An 18598-nucleotide genomic window follows, 5' to 3' on the forward strand; every position below is an offset into this window, starting at 1 on the left:
TCCTCAGGCGCGCGGCTGGAGCATCACCTGGTCGGGATAGCACCACCACCACGACTCACCGGGCTCGAACGACCGCACCAGCGGGTGACCCGAGCCGTGCGAGTGCGCGGTCGCGTGCCGGCGCGGTGAGCTGTCGCAGCAGGCCACGTGGCCGCAGGTCAGGCACTCCCGCAGGTGGACCCACGACGAGCCCTCACGGAGGCAGTCCCCGCAGCCCTCCTCGGTGTCGGGGACGACGGCAGGGTCGACCTGGTCGAGGTGGGTGCAGTCGGCCATGGCGGAAGTGTGGACCCCGCGGGCCGCCCGTCCAATGCCCGCGGTGATGCTGATGCCACATGGGGGCGCCGGCGCGGGCTGACCGCGGCCGTGGCCGCGCTCAGCGGTCCGCGGCGGTCTCCGACAGCGGCAGACGGACGACGAACCGGGTGTCCCCCGGGCTGGACCGGACCTTGAGCACCCCGCCGTGCCGGTTGGCGACGATGCGCCAGGCGACGTCGAGCCCCAGCCCGGTGCCCTGGCCCACCGGCTTGGTGGTGAAGAAGGGCTCGAACACCCGCCGGCGCACCTCCTCCGGGATCCCCGGGCCGGTGTCGACGACCTCCACGACGGCGGAGTCGCCCTCCAGCGAGGTGCGCAGGGTCAGCGTCCCGGTGTCCCCCATGGCGTCGAGGGCGTTGTCGATGAGGTTGGTCCACACCTGGTTGAGCTCGGCGGCGTAGGCCGGCACCAGGGGCAGCGCCGGGTCGTACTCCTTGACCACGCGGATCCCCGGCGGGATCTTCGCGCTGAGCACCACCAGCGTGGCGTCGAGCCCCTCGCGCAGGTCGGTCATCTGGTGCGGGGTGCGGTCCATCTGCGAGTACTGCTTGGCCGCGGAGACCAGGTGCGAGATGCGGCTGGTGCTCTCCAGGACCTCGCCGATGAGCAGCTCGGTCTCCACGGTGTAGGACAGCCACCGCAGCGCCGGCTCGAGGAAGCCGTCGTCGACGGCCTCGGCCACCTGCTCCAGGCAGTCGAGGTCCAGACCGGCCGGCACGAACACCGCGGCCAGCTCCCAGGGCCGGGCCAGGCCGTGGTCGTCGAGCCAGTCGGTCAGTTCGTCCTCGCGGTCCGAGCGCTCCAGCGCCGACAGCTCGCCGGTGGTGCCGATGCGCGCGACGAAGCGCTCCTGCAGGTCGGTGAGCCGGCGCAGCTGGTCGCCGGAGATCGTCCCCTCCGACAGCAGCGCCAGCTTGTGCCGCATCCCGGCCACCCGCTCGCGCAGGGCCGCGGTGGCCCTGGACGCCGCCGCGGCGGGGTTGTTGAGCTCGTGGGTCAGCCCGGCGGAGAGCTTGCCCAGGGCCAGCAGCCGCTCGCGCTGCCCCACCAGCTCCTCGGAGTTGCGGATCCCGAGGAACAGGCCCTGCAGCAGGTGCACGGCCATCGGGTACCAGCGGCGGAACACCGCAGCGAACTCGGCGGCGGGGAGGGCGAGGAAGGTGCAGTCGGTGACCGCGCGGACCGTCGCGGGGTAGACCTGGTCGATCTGGTCGCCGAGGTAGAACTGCACCGCGCCGCTGTAGACGCCGGGGGAGTCGCTGCGCACGGTCTCCACCTCGTCGCGGCCCACCTGGCGCACCATGCTCAGCGTCCCGGACAGCAGCACGAAGAAGCACTCGGCGGGCTCGCCCTCGACGGAGACGTCGCTGCCCGCCGGGTGGCTGACGACGTCGGCGGTGCGCAGGACCCAGTCGAGCTGGTCGTCGTCGAGGTCGGTGAACAGGAACAGCCCGCGCAGCCGCTCGCGGGTCAGCGTCGCGTCCGGGGCCGGCGTCCCGGGGGCCGCCGGGGTGGTGGTCGTCATCGCTCCTCCAGGTACCGGTGCACCAGGGTGACCGCCATGGCGCCCTCCCCCACCGCGGACGCCACCCGCTTCACCGACTGGGCGCGGACGTCGCCGGCCACGAACACCCCGGGCACGCTGGACTCGAGGAAGTACGGGTCGCGGTGCAGCCGCCAGCCCTGCGGGCGGGCGCCGTCGAGCAGCAGGTCGGGGCCGGTGCTCACGAAGCCCCGGCCGTCCCGGGCGAGCACGCCGTCGAGCCACTCGGTCCGCGGCGCCGCGCCGATGAAGACGAACAGGTGCTCGGCCGGGACGCTCTCCACCCGGCCCGTGGCGTCGCGCAGGTCCAGCTCCTCCACGTGCTCCCCGCCGCGGACGGCGGCCACCGTGGTGCCGGTCCGCACCACGACGTTGGGGATGGCGGCCAGCTGCTGGATCAGGTAGTGCGACATCGAGGCCTCCAGCGACGGCCCGCGGACCAGCAGCGTCACGCAGCTGGCGTGCTTGGAGAAGAAGACCGCCGACTGCCCGGCGGAGTTGGCCCCGCCGACGATGTACACGTGCTTGCCGGCGCAGGCGGCCGCCTCGGTCAGCGCCGAGCCGTAGTACACCCCGCGCCCGGTGAACTGCTCCGCGCCGTCGCTGTCCAGTTGCCGGTAGGCGACCCCGGTCGCCAGCACGACCGCGTGGCCGGCGACGCTCCCGCCGTCGGCGAAGTGCACCACGCGCGCCGATCCCTGGACCTCCAGCCGGGTGACCTTGCGGGTGGTGAGCACCTCGGCGCCGAACTTGGCCGCCTGCCGCCGCGCCCGGTCGGCCAGCTGCCCGCCGGAGACGCCGTCGGGGAAGCCGAGGTAGTTCTCGATCCGGCTGCTCTGCCCCGCCTGCCCGCCGGTGGCCTGCCGCTCCACGAGCACCGTGCGCAGCCCCTCGGACGCGCCGTAGACCGCCGCGCCCAGCCCGGCCGGACCGCCCCCGATGACGACCAGGTCGTAGAAGTCGGTGCTCGGCTCGACGGTCAGCCCCACGGCGGCGGCCAGCTCGGCCTGGGAGGGCGCGAGCAGCGGGTCCCCGTCCGGTGGCACCACGACCGGCAGGTCGTCGGGCCCGGCCCCCGCGGCCTCCAGGAGCCGGCGACCCTCGGGCTCCTCGACGCTGTACCACTGGTAGGGCACGGCGTTGCGGGCGAGGAAGTCCCGCGCGGCGAAGGACGGCGCCGACCAGCGGTGCCCCACGATCCGCACGTCGAGCACGGGCGCGTCCGGGCTGGCCCGCCACGTCTCGAGCATCGCCCGGACGACCGGGTAGAGCTTCTCGTCCGGCGGGTCCCACGGCTTGAGCAGGTACTGGTCGACGTCGACGAGGTTGATCGCCTGGATGGCGGCGTCGGTGTCGGCGTAGGCCGTCAGCAGGGCCCGCCGGGCCGACGGGAAGAGGTCCATCGCCTGCTCGAGGAACTCGATGCCGTTCATCTGCGGCATCCGGTAGTCGGCCAGCAGCACCGCCACCGGGTCCCCGCGCAGCTTCAGCTCGCGCAGCGCGGTGAGCGCCTCCTCCCCGGAGGAGGCGCGCACGACGCGGCACTCGCCGCCGAACTCGCGGCGCAGGTCCCGGGCGACGGCGCGGGAGACCCCCGGGTCGTCGTCCACGGTCAGCAGGACCGGCCGGGCCTGCCCGGGCGTGCGGTCGGCGGTGCCGGCTGGTTCGGTCATGTGCCCTCCTGGGCCAGAGGTCGCGGTCGGCCCGCCATGCCGTCGGCAGAGCCGTCGGGAGAGCCGTCGGGAGAGCCGTCGGGGATGCCGGCCTGCTCGGCGAGCTCGGCGAGCTCGGCCTCGGTGGGACGGCGCAGGACGCGTTCGGACCGCCAGACGACCACCGGCAGGTCCTCCTCGGTCACGCCGAGCCCGTCGAGCAGGCCGGTCACGTCCTCGCCCTCCTCGATGTCCATGACCACCGCGGACATGCCGCGCTCGGCCGCGGAGCGCTGCAGCCGGGCGGCGTGGTCGGAGCCGGCGTGGGCGACGATGCGCAGCTCGGCGGCCAGCTCCAGGAGCCGGGACCGGCGGATGAGGAACGCGCGCAGGACCAGCTCCTTGAGCGCGTGGTCGGAGCCGAGGGCCTCCTTGATCCGCGCGTCGGGGATGGTGAGGACCTCCGCGGGCCGGATGACCACGGCGGTGAGGAACACCGGGCGGTCGCTGAACAGGTCCAGCTCGCCGAGGAAGCGCCGCGGTCCCTGCACCGACACCAGCCGCTGGTCGCTGCGGCCGTGGTGCTCGACCACCGCCACGGCCCCGGACAGCACGACCTGGAAGTCGTAGCCCGGGTCGCCCTCGCGGAAGAGGGTCTCGCCCGGCTCGTAGTGGCGGCGGACGCCGTGGCGCTCCAGCACCGCGAGCTGGTCGTGGTCGAGCCGGGGGAAGGCGCCGTCGGTGTCCGGGGTCTCAGGGAGGTCGGGCGGCAGGACGACGGCCACCTCCGCGGCGGCCGGGGGCGTCCCGATGCGCCGCGGCCCGAGCGCGGGGACGACGCGGGCGGCCCCGTCGTCGGCCGGCGGCGGGGGTGCCGCGTCCTTCCCCGCCGCGGCGAGCAGCGCGGCGGCGAGGCTGTCGGCGTCGTAGGGCCCGGTGTGCCGCCGCCCGCCGACGAAGAAGGTCGGCGTGCCCTCGACCCCGCTCGCCTCGGCCGACTCGACGTCCCGCTCCACCCGCCGGCCGTACCGGCCCGAGCCGAGGTCCCGGGAGAACCGCGCGACGTCGAGCCCGAGGGCCGCGGCGTGCTCCAGCAGGTCGCCGGGGGTGAGCCGGTCCTGGTGGGCGAAGAGCCGGTCGTGCATCTCCCAGAACCGGCCCTGGGCGCCGGCGGCCTCGGCCGCCTCGGCGGCCAGCCGGGCGTACGGGTGGACGTCGGACAGCGGCACGTGCCGGAAGACGTAGCGCAGCCGGTCGCCGACCCGCTCGCGCAGCTCGTCGACCGCGCCGGTCGCCCGCCCGCAGAACGGGCACTCGAAGTCGCCGTACTCGACCAGCGTGAGCGGCGCGTCGACCGGCCCCCGCACGTGGTCGCGGGCCGGGTCGACCGGCGGGTCGAGCAGCACCGGCCGGGCGTCCCCGGGCGGACGGCGGCGGTCGGCGAGCCGGAACAGCGCCCAGCCGAGCAGCGCCGCCAGCACCGACGCGGCCAGCACGCCGACCCGCGCCTGGTCGGCGGTCCGCTCGTCGCCCTCGCCGAACGCCAGGTCGACGATGAACAGCGAGAGGGTGAAGCCGATGCCCGAGAGCGCGGCGCCGCCGGCCAGCTGCATCGTGGTGAGCCCCGGGGCGAGCTGACCGAGGTTCAGCCGGACCGCCAGGCCGGTGCCGAGGAGGATGCCCACGAGCTTGCCGACGACCAGGCCCGCCACCACGCCGATGGTGACGGGCGAGGTCGCGGCGTCGCGCAGCGTCTCGCCGGTGAGCGGGACACCGGCGTTGGCCAGGGCGAACACCGGCACGATGACGAAGCTCGTCCAGGGCTGCCACAGCGCCTGCAGCCGCTCGCTGGCCGACACCGACCGGTCGATCGACAGCCGCGCCGCCCGGGCGAACTGGGGGTTGGGCGACTGCTGGTAGGCCCGCATCAGCCGGGCGGCGTCGGCGACCTCGTCGCGCCGGGCCGCGTAGGCCGGGGTGAACAGCGCGATGACGACCCCGGCGAGGGTCGGGTGCACCCCCGACTCGTACATCGCCACCCAGACGCCCACGCCCAGCACCAGGTAGGCCGGGCCCCGCCACACGTTGAGGTAGCGCAACCCCACCATCAGCGCCAGCCCCAGCACGGAGACGGCCAGCGGCAGCAACCGCAGGTCCTCGGTGTAGAACAGCGCGATCACGGTGAGCGCCCCGACGTCGTCGGCGATGGCCAGGGTGAGCAGGAACAGCCGCAGCTGGGCCGGGCAGGCCGGACCCACGAGCGCCAGCACGCCGAGCAGGAAGGCGGTGTCGGTGGAGATCACCACCCCCCACGCCGAGGCCGCCTCGTCGCCGAGGTTGAACGCGACGTAGACCAGCGCCGGGACCGCCAGGCCGGTGACGGCGGCCAGGGCCGGCACGGCGGCCCGCCGCCGGTCGGTGAGCTCACCGATGACCAGCTCGCGCTTGATCTCCAGGCCGACGACGAAGAAGAAGAACACCATCAGCCCGTCGTTGACCCAGTGCTGCAGGTCCAGGGCGAGTTCCATGCCGCCCAGCCGGAACGCGAGCTCGGTGTGCCAGAAGGCCTCGTAGCTGTCGCCCATCGGCGAGTTGGCCCACAGCAGCGCGACGACGGTGGCCGCCAGCAGGAGCCCGGCGCTGCCGGCCTCGGTGCGCAGCGACCGGCGCAGCGGCGCGACGCGGGCCAGCAGGCCACCACCGCCCCCGGGGCTGGACTGACCGTCCGGCCCGCCCGCGCCGGGCGACGGCCGCACGGCCGGGACGCTGCCGTCGCTCACGCGGCACCGCCCCGGGGGGTGCGGGCCGGCTCCCGCGGGTGCAACCGGGGGCCGTCGACGTCGCAGTGCATGCAGTCCTCCACGTGCAGCCGGGTGCGCTCGGCGCCCGCCCCGGGAGCGGCCGCGCGGGCCAGCGGACGGCGGATGGCCAGCACGGCGACCAGCGCGGCGGCGACCAGCAGCGCGGCGCAGATGAGCATGGCCGTCCGGAAGCCGGCCCCGAAGGCGGCCGGGTCGGTGTAGTCGTCCCCGCCGATCCCCGCCGCGACCGGGACGACCGCGACCGCCAGCAGGCCCGCCGCGCGCGCGACGGCGTTGTTGACCCCCGAAGCGACCCCGGCGAAGCGGTCCTCCGCGGAGTCGAGCACGGTCGCGGTGAGCGGCGCGACGAGCAGCGTCAGCCCGGCGCCGAACAGCAGGGCGCCCGGGAGCACGTCCAGGGCGTAGGACGCCTCGGGCCCGACCTCCCGCAGGAGCAGCAACCCGGCCGCGGCGAGCAGCGGGCCGGCCGTCATGAGCGACCGCGGCCCGATCCGCTGCGCGAGGGCCCCGACCCGGGCCGAGAAGAGCAGCATCAGCACCGTCACCGGCAGCAGCGCGGTGCCGGCCAGTAGCGGGCTGTAGCCCGACACGACCTGCAGCTGCAGGACCAGGAGCACGAACACCACCCCGAGCGGGGCGTACACCAGCAGCGTGACCCCGTTGGCCGCGCTGAACTGCGCGTTGCGGAACAGCGCGGGGGGCACGAGCGGGTGGGTCGAGCGCCGCTGCACGACGGTGAAGCCGACCAGCCCGACCACGCCGACGGTGCCCCAGACGGCCACCTCGGTGGCGCGGCCGGCCGAGCCCGCGGCGGTCAGCGCGTAGGTCAGCCCCCCGAGGCCCAGGACGACCAGCGCGGTCCCCGCCCAGTCCAGCCGGGGCGCGGCGTCCGGGTCGCGGGTCTCGGGCACGTGCCGGGCGGCGACCACCACGATGAGGACGGCGACCGGCAGGTTGACGAGGAAGACGGCGCGCCAGCTCCACTCCACCAGCCAGCCGCCGAGGAACGGCCCCACCGCCCCGGCGACCCCACCCAGGCCCGACCAGGCGCCGACCGCGGCGGCGCGGTCCTCGCCGGCGAAGGACGCCGAGATGATCGCCAGGCTCCCCGGTGTGAGCAGCGCGCCCCCGACCCCCTGCAGCGCCCGGGCCAGCACCAGCGTCCCGACGTCGGGCGCCAGCCCGCACAGCAGCGACGCCGCGGCGAACCAGACGACCCCCAGGACGAAGATCCGCCGCCGGCCGAAGCGGTCGCTGAGCGAGCCGCCGAGCAGGATCAGCGACGCGAGCGTGAGCGTGTAGGCGTTCACCGTCCACTGCAGGCCGCTGAAGCCGGCGTCCAGGTCGGCGCCGATCCGCTCCAGTGCCACGTTGACGACCGTGGCGTCGAGCATCGCCAGGCTGGAGCCGAGCACCGTCGTCAGCAGCACCCAGCGCGCCCGGGGGGTGCCCATGCGCAGGCCGCCCGCCTCCGGCAGTGAGGGACGCACCGCGGCGCCCGGGGCCGGCCGGTCGTCAGCCGACATCGGGGACCGGTCGGGTGTGACACCGGTGAGCTCGTCGCGGCACTCGAGCCTCCTTGGCGTTGCCCCCCGGAGCCTGACCACGCGGGTCGGGGCTGTCCAATAGCGGGGCCGATAGCGGTGAGGCATCGTCCCGCGCGGACGGGGTGCAGGTCCATGCCGCCGGTCGTCCTGTTCACCGCGGGCGGAACGGCGGGGGCGACGGGCCCGTCCCCGCGGTGGCCCACCTCACGGGCTGACCTGCGGGGACGCGCGCTCCCGGGGCATCGGCGCGGGGTGCGCGGTGTTGTACGCGGTGATGACCGCGCTGCTCGGACCGCCCGCCCCGCCCGACGTCCCCGCCCCGTCCCGGCTGTGGACCCCCGAGCGGGTCCTGGTCACCCGCTCGGCCGCCGAGCGCCCCCACGGGCAGCGCGTGCTCGCCCGCCTCGAGGCCGCCGGCGTCGACGCGATCGAGCTGCTGCCCGGCGACCGGCTGCCCTCGCTCCGGGGGGACGACGACCGCGCCGCCTTCATGGCCGCCAAGGACACGATGGCGCTCGTCGTGCCGCCGCCGTCCAAGCGCAAGCTGCAGCCCATCCCGCCGTCGGCGGACTTCCGGCTCGACCTGGCCGAGGGCTGCCCGGCGCACTGCCAGTACTGCTACCTCGCCGGCTCGCTGTCGGGCCCGCCGATCACCCGCGTGTGGGCCGACCTCGACGAGGTGCTCGCCGACCTCGACGGCTGCGTCGGCCGCGGCGCGGTCACCTCCGGCACGCTCGAGCGCGGCGGCGAGGGGACGACGTTCGAGGCCTCCTGCTACACCGACCCGCTGGCGATCGAGCACCTGACCGGCGGCCTGGCGCGGATGGTCGAGCACTTCGGCACCCACGCCTGGCCCGGCCCGGTGCAGCTGCGCGCCACCACCAAGTTCGACGACGTCGCCGGGCTGCTGGCCCTCCCCCACGGCGGGCGCACCCGGCTGCGGTTCTCGGTCAACGCGGCGTCGGTCGACCGCCGCTTCGAGGGCGCGACGGCCAAGGTGCCCGGGCGGCTGCGCGCGCTGTCGGCGGTGGCCGCGGCCGGCTACCCGGTCGGCGTCACGATCGCGCCGATCATGCCGGTGGAGGGCTGGCGCGAGCAGTACGCCGAGCTGCTCGACGGCGTCGCCGCGGCCGTCCCGGCCGGCCACGACCTCACCGTCGAGTGCATCACCCACCGGTTCACGCCGGGCAGCAAGGAGACGCTGCTGGACTGGTACCCGCGGACCAAGCTGGAGATGGACGAGTCGCGCCGCACCACGAAGCGGGGGAAGTTCGGCTCGGTCAAGCACGTCTACCGCAAGGAGACGATGGCCGAGCTGCGCACCTGGTTCGAGCGCGAGGTGGCCGAGCGGCTCCCCGGCGCCCGCCTCCTCTACTGGACGTGACGGGCGAGGCACAGGAAGCCTTACGCACGTTCCCGAGCGGCAGACGTGCGGATTGCTTCCCATGCCGAGCCCGAGCGCCACGTAGCCTGGCTCGTCGTGCTCGTGCTGCTGCCGCCGTCGGAGACCAAGGCCCCGGACGGCGACGGCGCCCCGCTCGACCTCGGCGCGCTCTCCGTCCCCGAGCTGACCCCGGTGCGCGAGCGGCTGGTCTCCGCGCTGGTGACGCTCGCCGCCGACCCGGCCGCCGCCCGCGCCGCGCTGGGCCTGTCCCCCGGCCAGGACGCCGAACTCGCCCGCAACGCGGCGCTGTGCACCAGCCCGACCACGCCGGCGGTCCGGCGCTACACCGGCGTCCTCTACGACGCGCTCGGGGTGCGCACGATGACCCGGGCGCAGCGGTCCCGGGCCGACCGGCGGCTGGCCGTCGGGTCGGCGCTGTTCGGCCTGGTCCGCGCGGGTGACCCGATCCCCGCCTACCGGCTCTCGGCGGGCTCGGCGCTGCCCGGGCTGCCCACCCTGCGCGCGCTGTGGCGCCCCCTCCTCGGCCCGGTCCTCGCCGCCACCGGCGAGCTCGTCGTCGACCTGCGCAGCGGCGCCTACCGGGCGCTGGCCCCCGTGGCCGGCGCGGTGACCGTCGACGTCCTCAGCGAGCGCACGGACGGCAGCCGCACGGTGGTCAGCCACGCCAACAAGGCCCACAAGGGGCGGATCGCCCGGCTGCTGGCCACCACGACCGCCGAGCCCGACGGGGTGGTCCGGCTGCGGGCGCTGCTGCGGCGAGCGGGGTTGCACGTGGAACACGACGGCGGGACGGCCCTCACCCTGGTGCTGCCCGCGACCTGAGAGCGGCGGGTTCTCACCCTCCGTGAGATGCGACGCACCTCTCGTCAGGTCTGTCGACCCCACGTGGGGGTCGCTTACGATGTACACCCCGCCCAGGTCCAGGAACGGCCCCTGCGGTGACGACCCGAGTCGGCCACGAGCCGGGCAGAGAGGTTCGGTGGACGACACGTCCCGCCCCCACGCGGTGGGGCCGGTCGCGAGCACGCGTGCCGCAGCCAAGGAGCTGCAGGCCGACCGACCCCGCGTGCACGCGGCGCGCCGCCTCCGCCTCCGCGACGCCAGTGCCGCCCTCGACCGTCTCGCCGAGCTGGCCGCCCGGCTGCTCGGCGTCCCGATCGCGCAGATCTCCCTGCTCGACGACGTCGAGGTCGTCGTCGCCGGCGCCGGTCTGCCGCCGGGCACCGTGGGACGGGAGGCCCCGCTCGACGCGACGGCCTGCGCCGTCCCCGCCGCCGAGGGCACCCCGCTCGCCGTCCCCGACGTGCGCGCCGAGCCGCGGGCCGCCGACCTGCCGCAGGTCCGCGCGGGCGTCGTCGGCGCCTACCTGGGCGCACCGCTGATCGACTCCGACGGGTTCGCCGTCGGCGTCCTCTGCGTCGCCGCGCCCACGCCGCGGAGCTGGTCGGACGCCGACGTCGCCGTGCTGCGTGAGCTCGCCGCGGCCGCCGTCGCCGAGCTGGAGCTCGCCGCGCTGCGCACCGCGTACGAGAGCGACCGGCTGCGCTGGGGCCTGGCCATCGACGCGGCCGGCATCGGCACCTTCGACTGGGACCTGCGCACCGGCGAGCTGACCTGGGACGCCCGGCTGATCGGGATGTTCGGCTACGACGCCGACTCCTTCGGCGGCACGATCGAGGCCTTCAACGACCGCGTGCACCCCGACGACCTGCCGCGGGTGACCGACGCGCTGCAGGCCAGCATCGAGACCCGCGGTGAGTACCAGGCCGAGTACCGGGTCGTCTGGCCGGACGGGGAGACCCGCTGGGTGCAGGCCCGTGGCCGCACGCTCGCCGACACGACCGGCGCGGCCACCCGCGTCCTGGGCGCCGCCTACGACACCACCGCCGAGCGGGCCGCCGGCATGCGCGTCACCCGGGTCCTGGAGTCGATGCCGGCCGGCTTCTACTCCCTGGACCGGGAGTGGCGCTTCACCCACGTGAACGCCGAGGCCGAGCGGCTGCTGGGCCGCAGCCGCGAGGAGCTCCTCGGGCAGGAGCTGTGGACGGCGTTCCCCGCGGCGCTCAACAGCGTCTTCGAGGAGAGCTACCGCACCGCCGTCCGCACCGGGACGCCGGTGCACTTCGACGCCTACTACCCCGCGCCGCTGGACGGCTGGTACGAGCTGCGCGCCTGGCCCAGCCCCGAGGGGCTGTCGGTCTACTTCCTCGAGGTCACCGAGCGCCGCCGGGTGCAGGACCGCGCCGAGCGCGGCGCGCAGCGGCTGGCGCTGCTGGCCCAGGTCAGCGCCGAGCTGGCCGGCGCGCTCGACGCGCAGACCGCGACGGCGCACCTGCCCCGGCTGGTGGTGCCCGCGCTGGCCGACTGGTGCATCGTCACCGTCGTCGACCCCGACGGCCGCCCCCGCGACGTCGGGCACTGGCACGCCGACGCCTCGGCCCGGCCGCTGCTGGAGCGCTACGTCGCCCTCCGGCTCGACGCCATGCCGGCCACGGCGCCGCTCATGCGGGCGCTGCTCACCGGCGAGCCGGTGATGGAGCGCGGCGAGGCGGTGGCCGCGCTGCTCGCCGACGGTGAGGCCCGCGACCTGCTCGGCGCGCTGATGCCGGAGTCCGCGATCTCCCTCCCGCTGCGCGGCCGCGACCGGACCCTCGGCGTCATGACGCTGTACTTCCGCCGCGGCTGGACGCCGCGGGAGGAGGACCTGGCCACCGCCCAGGACGTCGCCGACCGGGCCGGCCTGGCGCTGGACAACGCCCGCCTCTACGGGCAGCAGCGGGCGCTGGCCGAGGGCCTGCAGCGCAGCCTGCTCACCGAGCCGCCCGAGCCCGACCACGCCGAGATCGCCGTGCGGTACCTGCCGGCGGCCGAGGCCGCCCGGGTCGGCGGCGACTGGTACGACGCGTTCCTGCAGCCCGGCGGAGCCACGATGCTGGTCATCGGCGACGTCGTCGGCCACGACACCGAGGCCGCCGCGGCCATGGGGCAGCTGCGCGGGCTGCTGCGCGGGATCGCCACCTACAGCGACGCCGGCCCCGGCGAGGTGCTGCGCGGCCTGGACGCCTCGATGGCGGTGCTGCAGACCCGGGTCCTCGCGACGGCGACCGTCGCCCGCTTCGAGCAGACCGACGACGAGCGCCGCCGCGGGGTCACCCGCATGCGCTGGGCCAACGCCGGCCACCTGCCGCCGCTGGTCACCAACCCCGACGGCAGCGTGGCCGAGCTCGCCACCTGGCGCGGCGACCTGCTGCTGGGCGTCGACCCGGACGCCCGCCGCGAGGAGTCGGTGGTGACCCTCGACCGCGGCGCGACCGTGCTGCTGTTCACCGACGGCCTCATCGAGCGACGCGACGCCGACCTCGACGCCGGCATGGCCCGGCTGCGGGAGGCGCTGCGCGAGCTCGCCGACCGGCCGCTGCAGGACCTGCTCGACGAGGTGCTCGAGCGGCTGGTGGACGGCCGGCCGGAGGACGACGTCGCCCTCGTCGCGGTCCGGCTGCACCGGCAGGACCGCCCGCGGCCCGCCGTCGCCGGGCCCAACCGGGTACCCGACGTCGTCCCCGAGGACCCCGCCAGTTGAAGGACCCCCCTGCCCCCCGCCACTCGCGAGCTCGCGGCGGGACCCTGCAGGAGGGCCGTTCCATCACCTCACCCGGCCGCCCGATCCGGTCAGGAATCGAGAAGCCCGCGCACCGCGCCCCTGCCTAGCGTCCTCCCCGAGGCCGGCACCACGCCGGGCCCTGGAGCGAGAGGGAGGCAGCGATGCCCACGAAGGACGTCGAGCAGGAGGCCACCGGCTTCACCGCCGAGGAGCGCGCCGCGATGAGGCAGCGCGCCGCCGAGCTGCGGGCCGAGGGCAGGAAGGGCGTCAAGCGGGCCGACGGGCTGCAGGCCGCCCTGGACGCGATCGCGGCCATGGCACCCGAGGACCGTGCGCTCGCCGAGCGGGTGCACGTCGTGGTCACCACGACTGCCCCACAGCTGGCACCCAGGACCTGGTACGGCATGCCGGCCTACGCGGACGCCGACGGCAAGGTCGACGTCTTCTTCCAGGACGCGGCCAAGTTCAAGGCCCGGTACGCCACCCTCGGTTTCAACGACACCGCGACGCTCGACGACGGCGACCTGTGGCCGACGTCGTTCGCGCTGCGGGCCTGGAGCCCGGAGGTGGAGGAGCGGGTCGTCGCCCTGGTCCGGGCCGCCACCTCCTGACCCGGACCGGGCCCCTCAGTCGCGCTGCTTGTCGCGGCGGACGGTGACCTTCCGGCCCTTGACGCTGCTGGCCCGCAGCGCGGCGATGACCTCCTCCGCGGCTGCGGTGGGCACCTCGACCAGGCTGAACCGCTCGGCGATCTCGATGGCCCCGACGTCGCGGCCGCGCAGCCCGGTCTCCCCGGCGATCGCGCCGACCAGGTCGCCGGGGCGGACGCCGGCGCTGCGGCCGGCGCCGATGAACAGCCGCTCGGTGTCCCCGCCGGGGCCCGACCGGGAGCGCGGCGGGCGCCCCTGCCCGCGGTCGCCCCGGTCGCCGTCCCGGTGCGGCCGCTCGGGCCGGAGGGCGACCTCGGGGATCTCCTCCTCGTCGTCGGGCCCGCCGGTGGCCTCGTGCGCCAGCTTGACCGCGGCCAGCGCCACCTCCACGACGTCGAACTCGTCGGTGAGCGTCTCGACGACGGCGCGGAAGCGCTCGAGGTCGTCGCCGAGCAGGCTCTCGCGCAGCGCGGCGCGGGTGAGCTCGAGCCGGCGGGCGCGCAGGTCGGCGACGGTGGGCACCCGCTGGACCTCGATCCGCGACCCGGCGACCCGCTCGATGGTCTTGAGCATCCGGTGCGCCCGCGGCTCGACCAGCGTGATCGCCACGCCCTCACGGCCGGCGCGGCCGACCCGGCCGATGCGGTGCACGTAGGTCTCCGGCGAGGCGGGGACGTCGTAGTTGACCACGTGGGTGAGCTGCTCGACGTCGAGGCCGCGGGCGGCGACGTCGGTGGCGACCAGCAGCTCGGCGGTGCCGCCGCGCAGCCGGCCCATGACCCGGTCGCGCTGCTCCTGGCTCATGCCGCCGTGCAGCGCCTCGGCGCGGTAGCCGCGGCCGTTGAGCGTCTCGGTGAGGTCGTCGACCTCGTCGCGGGTGCGGCAGAAGACGATCGCCGCCGTCGGGCTCTCCACGTCGAGCACCCGGCCCAGCGCCGCGGGCTTGGCCGCCCGGGCGACGACGAACGCCGTCTGCCGGACCCGCGGCGCCTCCCCTTCGCTGGGCACCTCGCGGGCCACCTGGATGCGCAGCGGGTCGCGCAGGTGCCGGCGGGCCATGCTGTCGAGCCGGCGCGGCATGGTGGCGCTGAACAGCACCGTCTGGCGCTCCTCGGGCACCTCCTCGAGCAGCGCCTCGAGGTCCTCGGCGAAGCCCATGTCGAGCATCTCGTCGGCCTCGTCGAGCACCACCGTGGCCACGCCACCCAGGTGCAGGCTGCCGCGCTGCAGCAGGTCCAGCGCCCGCCCCGGGGTGGCGACGACGACGTCCACCCCGGCCTGCAGCGCGCGCAGCTGGCGCGGGATCGGCTGGCCACCGTAGACCGGCACGACCCGGGCGCCGAGGTCGCGGCCGTAGCGGTGCAGCGCCTCGGACACCTGGATGGCCAGCTCACGCGTCGGCACGAGCACCAGCGCCAGCGGGTCGCCGCCGGGGCGGTCGTCGGGCAGCCGCTGCAGCACCGGCAGCGCGTAGGCCGCCGTCTTGCCGGTGCCGGTGGCGGCCTGGCCGAGCAGGTCCCGGCCCTCGACCATCGGCGGGACGGCCTCGCGCTGGATCGGGGTGGGCTCCTCGTAGCCGAGCCGGGACAGCGCCGCCAGCAGCTCCGGGCGCAGGCCGAGGTCGGCGAAGGCGCTGGTCTCGTCGCGTTCGTCCACCTGCGTCGTCTCGCCGTCCACCCGCCCAGTGTCGGCCATGTCCCCCGCGCCACCGACGTGGCACCCTCCCCCGGTGACCCGCGACACCCCGGCACCCGCCGGCGACGACGACCTCTGCCTGCGCCCGGCCACCGAGCTGGCCGCCCTCGTGCGGAAGCGCGAGGTGTCGGCGCGCGAGCTGCTGGAGGCGCACCTGGCCCGCATCGAGCGGGTCGACCCGCAGGTCAACGCGATCGTCACCCTCGACGCCGAGGGCGCCCGGGCCGCCGCCGACGCCGCCGACGCCGCGCTGGCCGCCGGCGAGCAGGTCGGCCCGCTGCACGGGCTGCCCGTGGCGCACAAGGACACCCACGCCACCGGCGGGATGCGCACCACCTGGGGTTCGCCCCTGCACGCCGACACGGTGCCCGAGCGCGACGAGCTGGTGGTCGAGCGGCTGCGGCGGGCGGGCGCGGTCCGGGTCGGCAAGACCAACGTGCCGGAGTTCGCGGCCGGCTCGCACACCTTCAACACCCTCTTCGGCGCGACGCACAACCCGTACCGGCACGGCCTGTCGGCCGGCGGCTCCAGCGGCGGGGCGGCCGCGGCCCTGGCGGCCGGCCTGGTGCCGCTGGCCGAGGGCAGCGACATGGGCGGCTCGCTGCGCAACCCGGCGGCGTTCTGCAACGTCGTCGGGCTGCGGCCCACGCCCGGCCGGGTGCCCACCTGGCCGGCCGCGCTGGGTTGGTCGACGCTGTCGGTGCAGGGGCCGATGGGCCGTACGGTCGCCGACGTCGCCCTGACCCTCTCGGCGATCGCCGGGCCGGACCCGCGGGTGCCGATCTCGCTGTCCGACGAGCCCGCCGGGTTCGCCGCGCCGCTGCCGGAGGACCTGCGCGGCCTGCGGGTGGCGTGGACGCCCGACCTCGGCGGCCTGGTCCCGGTCGACCCGGCGATCCCCGCGGTGCTGCGCGGGGTGCTGCCGGTGGTCGAGTCGCTGGGCGGCGTCGTGGAGGAGGCCTGCCCCGACCTGCGGGAGGCCGACGAGGTGTTCGGCACCCTGCGGGGATGGCTGTTCGAGGCCACCTACGGCGAGCTCGTCCGCCGCTCGCCGGAGCGGGTCAAGGCCGCCATCCGCGGCAACGCGGCGGTCGGGGCGGCGCTCACCGGGGCCGACGTCGCGCGCGCGGAGGCGGCGCACACCCGGCTGCACGAGGAGGTCGTGCGGTTCTTCGGTGAGTACGACCTGCTGCTCGCGCCGACGACGCAGGTGCTGCCGTTCCCGGTGGAGCAGGAGTACCCCGCGGAGGTGGCCGGGGTGCCGCAGGCCGACTACCTGGGCTGGATGCGCTCCTGCACGCTGGTGTCGGCCACCGGCTGCCCGGCGCTGTCGCTGCCCGGCGGGTTCACCGACGACGGGCTGCCCGTGGGCCTGCAGCTGGTCGCCGCACCGCGCGCCGACCGGCGCCTGCTCGAGACGGCCCACGCGATCGAGCAGGCCACCGGGTTCGGCCGCCACCGTCCACCCCTCTGAGGCCGTCTGCGGCTCTCTAGGCTCCCCGCTAGAGAGCCGCAGACGGCACGATCGACGCCCTCAGCGGCGCGCGTAGCGGGGCAGCGGCGGGGCGACCGGGGTGTCGGAGGACTCCTCGAGCACGTCGGCGGCCGAGCCGACGATGAGCGGGTCGGGGTCGCCGACGACGTCGCCGTCCTTGTCCGCGTAGTCCAGGCGGTCCAGCACGTGGCGCATCGCCTCGAGCCGGGCCCGCTTCTTGTCGTTGCTCTTGATCACCGTCCACGGCGCGTGCGTGGTGTCGGTGTGCAGGAACATCGCCTCCTTGGCCTCGGTGTAGGCGTCCCACTTGTCGAGGCTGGCGAGGTCGGTCGGTGAGAGCTTCCACTGCCGCACCGGGTCGATCTGCCGCACGATGAACCGGGAGCGCTGCTCGCCGCGGGAGACCGAGAACCACAGCTTGAACAGCAGGACACCGCTGTCGACGAACATCCGCTCGAGCTCGGGGGCCTGGACGAGGAACTGCTGGTACTGCTCCTCGGTGCAGTAGCCCATGACCCGCTCGACGCCGGCGCGGTTGTACCAGGAGCGGTCGAACAGCACGATCTCGCCCGACGCGGGCAGGTGCTGCACGTAGCGCTGGAAGTACCACTGGTTCTGCTCGCGCTCGGACGGCTTGTCCAGGGCGACGACGCGGGCGCCGCGGGGGTTGAGGTGCTCGGTGAACCGCTTGATCGTGCCGCCCTTGCCGGCGGCGTCGCGGCCCTCGAAGACGATGACCAGCTTCTGGCCGGTGTCCTTCACCCAGCCCTGCAGCTTGAGCAGCTCGATCTGCAGCCGGCGCTTCTCGACCTCGTACTCCCGGCGCTCCATCCGCTCGGTGTACGGGTAGCCCTCGCGCCAGGTCTCGACGCGCAGGCCGTCGGGGCCGAACAGCTCGCGGTCGTCGTCCCAGTCCTCGTCGCTGTCCTCGTCCGGGAGGGAGTTCAGCCGCCACTTGGACAGGTCGAGGACCTCGGCCTTGGCCGGCACCCGGACCGGGGGCCTGCCGTCCCCGGTGTCGTCGCGGTCGGTCTCGGTGCGGTCCACGAGGGCGTCGGGCTGCACGGGAGCCTCCTCCCGGTCGGGTCAGGGACGTCCGCGGTCGTACCCGGGGCGGGCGCGGACAGTCCTGCGCCGGCGGGACGGCGCCGGGCGCGGGGGCGGTGCGGGGGTGGCCCCGCCGGCCTCCAGCACGTGGGCGACCGCGTACTCGGCGAGCGCGGCCAGCGGCCGGGCGTCGGCGCCGGGCTGCAGGGCGGGCAGCAGGTGCACCTCGACGATGCGGCCGCCGTCGGTGTGCCGCAGGGCGACCGGGCAGACGACGGCCTGCGCGTCGACGGCGGGGACGACCGCGCGGGCGCGGAACCGGCCGGGCTCGCCGTCGGCCGCCGCGCCGCCGGGGTGCGTGGTCACCGTGGCGCCGCGGCGCAGCAGCTCGGCGACCTCCCCCCGCACCGCGCCGCTGCCGTCGTCGACGAGCAGTCCGCCGCGGCGGGCCAGCGAGCGCAGCAGCGGGGTGTCGACGAGGGCGGCGTCGACCACGGGCGTGCCGGGGACGGCGGTGGCGAGGGCGAGCACGTCGACCCAGCCGGCCGCGTTGGCCACGACCAGGCGCGGGCCGCGCGGCCAGGCCACGGCCGGGGACACGACCCGCACCCGCAGCCCCCGGGCGGTGAGCAGCTCGGCGGCGGTGCAGACCAGCAGCCGCTGGCGGCGGCGGTCACCGCCCCAGGTCGCGGTGGCGGCGCGGACGGCGGTGCGGGCCAGCACCGGCGTCAGCGCCGGGCGGACGGCGGTCGGGGCGGTGGTCGGGGCGGACGGGTCCATCGGGGCCTCCCGGGGTGGGCCGGTGTTCCGGCGCCCAGGGTCG

The 18598-nt window shown here is 75.9% G+C and carries 13 protein-coding genes; 5 read left to right on the forward strand and 8 right to left on the reverse strand.

The window, feature by feature from the left end:
* Nucleotides 1-3 precede the first annotated feature (3 nt).
* The 5 genes from ACI79O_RS04160 to ACI79O_RS04180 all read right to left on the reverse strand — a co-directional run bounded on the left by ACI79O_RS04160 (nucleotide 4) and on the right by ACI79O_RS04180 (nucleotide 7861).
* A complete protein-coding gene (locus ACI79O_RS04160) occupies nucleotides 4-276 on the reverse strand; it encodes a UBP-type zinc finger domain-containing protein (protein ID WP_456886742.1) in 273 nt (90 codons plus the stop codon).
* Between the two features lie 100 nt (nucleotides 277-376).
* The gene (locus tag ACI79O_RS04165) at nucleotides 377-1843 is read right to left on the reverse strand and encodes an ATP-binding protein (RefSeq protein WP_456886740.1); all 1467 of its coding nucleotides are present in this window, start codon (nucleotides 1841-1843) and stop codon (nucleotides 377-379) included.
* Nucleotides 1840-3534, reverse strand: a complete 1695-nt coding sequence (locus tag ACI79O_RS04170) for an FAD-dependent oxidoreductase (RefSeq protein ID WP_456886738.1) — start codon at nucleotides 3532-3534, stop codon at nucleotides 1840-1842. The genes ACI79O_RS04165 and ACI79O_RS04170 overlap by 4 nt, the downstream gene beginning before the upstream one ends.
* Nucleotides 3531-6293: a Na+/H+ antiporter NhaA gene (nhaA, locus tag ACI79O_RS04175; RefSeq protein ID WP_456913437.1), complete on the reverse strand. Its 2763-nt coding sequence runs from the start codon at nucleotides 6291-6293 to the stop codon at nucleotides 3531-3533. Before nhaA ends, ACI79O_RS04170 begins: the two co-directional genes overlap by 4 nt.
* The gene (locus tag ACI79O_RS04180) at nucleotides 6290-7861 is read right to left on the reverse strand and encodes an MFS transporter (protein ID WP_456886734.1); all 1572 of its coding nucleotides are present in this window, start codon (nucleotides 7859-7861) and stop codon (nucleotides 6290-6292) included. The genes nhaA and ACI79O_RS04180 overlap by 4 nt, the downstream gene beginning before the upstream one ends.
* 280 nt (nucleotides 7862-8141) lie before the next feature.
* Between ACI79O_RS04180 and ACI79O_RS04185 the strand changes: the two genes are divergently transcribed.
* The 4 genes from ACI79O_RS04185 to ACI79O_RS04200 all read left to right on the forward strand — a co-directional run bounded on the left by ACI79O_RS04185 (nucleotide 8142) and on the right by ACI79O_RS04200 (nucleotide 13499).
* Nucleotides 8142-9266, forward strand: coding sequence for a spore photoproduct lyase family protein (locus ACI79O_RS04185; protein ID WP_456886732.1), 1125 nt, complete (start codon nucleotides 8142-8144; stop codon nucleotides 9264-9266).
* Between the two features lie 96 nt (nucleotides 9267-9362).
* Complete coding sequence (yaaA, locus tag ACI79O_RS04190; protein WP_456913438.1) at nucleotides 9363-10109, forward strand: peroxide stress protein YaaA; 747 nt, start codon at nucleotides 9363-9365, stop codon at nucleotides 10107-10109.
* Between the two features lie 157 nt (nucleotides 10110-10266).
* Nucleotides 10267-12867 (forward strand): SpoIIE family protein phosphatase, encoded by a 2601-nt coding sequence (locus ACI79O_RS04195; RefSeq protein ID WP_456913439.1) that lies wholly within the window; start codon nucleotides 10267-10269, stop codon nucleotides 12865-12867.
* Between the two features lie 182 nt (nucleotides 12868-13049).
* Entirely contained in the window at nucleotides 13050-13499 is a 450-nt protein-coding gene (locus ACI79O_RS04200) for an iron chaperone (RefSeq protein WP_456913440.1), read from the forward strand.
* A 15-nt stretch (nucleotides 13500-13514) separates the two neighbouring features.
* On the opposite strand, the gene ACI79O_RS04205 is transcribed toward ACI79O_RS04200, so the two are convergent.
* Nucleotides 13515-15215, reverse strand: coding sequence for a DEAD/DEAH box helicase (locus ACI79O_RS04205; protein ID WP_456913441.1), 1701 nt, complete (start codon nucleotides 15213-15215; stop codon nucleotides 13515-13517).
* Between the two features lie 52 nt (nucleotides 15216-15267).
* Between ACI79O_RS04205 and ACI79O_RS04210 the strand changes: the two genes are divergently transcribed.
* Nucleotides 15268-16707 (forward strand): amidase, encoded by a 1440-nt coding sequence (locus ACI79O_RS04210; RefSeq protein WP_456886725.1) that lies wholly within the window; start codon nucleotides 15268-15270, stop codon nucleotides 16705-16707.
* Between the two features lie 60 nt (nucleotides 16708-16767).
* On the opposite strand, the gene ppk2 is transcribed toward ACI79O_RS04210, so the two are convergent.
* Entirely contained in the window at nucleotides 16768-17793 is a 1026-nt protein-coding gene (ppk2, locus tag ACI79O_RS04215; protein ID WP_456886723.1) for a polyphosphate kinase 2, read from the reverse strand.
* Between the two features lie 21 nt (nucleotides 17794-17814).
* Nucleotides 17815-18555 carry a lysophospholipid acyltransferase family protein gene (locus ACI79O_RS04220; RefSeq protein ID WP_456913442.1) on the reverse strand — a complete coding sequence of 247 codons (741 nt, stop codon included), beginning with the start codon at nucleotides 18553-18555 and terminating at the stop codon, nucleotides 17815-17817.
* Between the last annotated feature and the right edge of the window lie 43 nt (nucleotides 18556-18598).

It is taken from the genome of Geodermatophilus sp. SYSU D00696, from assembly GCF_054050235.1.

Excerpts from the sequence above, each read along its gene's own strand:
- ACI79O_RS04160 (WP_456886742.1), bottom strand. The coding sequence starts at position 276 with ATGGCCGACTGCACCCACCTCGACCAGGTCGACCCTGCCGTCGTCCCC.
- ACI79O_RS04165 (WP_456886740.1), bottom strand. The coding sequence starts at position 1,843 with ATGACGACCACCACCCCGGCGGCCCCCGGGACGCCGGCCCCGGACGCG.
- ACI79O_RS04170 (WP_456886738.1), bottom strand. The coding sequence starts at position 3,534 with ATGACCGAACCAGCCGGCACCGCCGACCGCACGCCCGGGCAGGCCCGG.
- ACI79O_RS04180 (WP_456886734.1), bottom strand. The coding sequence starts at position 7,861 with ATGTCGGCTGACGACCGGCCGGCCCCGGGCGCCGCGGTGCGTCCCTCA.
- ACI79O_RS04200 (WP_456913440.1), top strand. The coding sequence starts at position 13,050 with ATGCCCACGAAGGACGTCGAGCAGGAGGCCACCGGCTTCACCGCCGAG.
- ACI79O_RS04220 (WP_456913442.1), bottom strand. The coding sequence starts at position 18,555 with ATGGACCCGTCCGCCCCGACCACCGCCCCGACCGCCGTCCGCCCGGCG.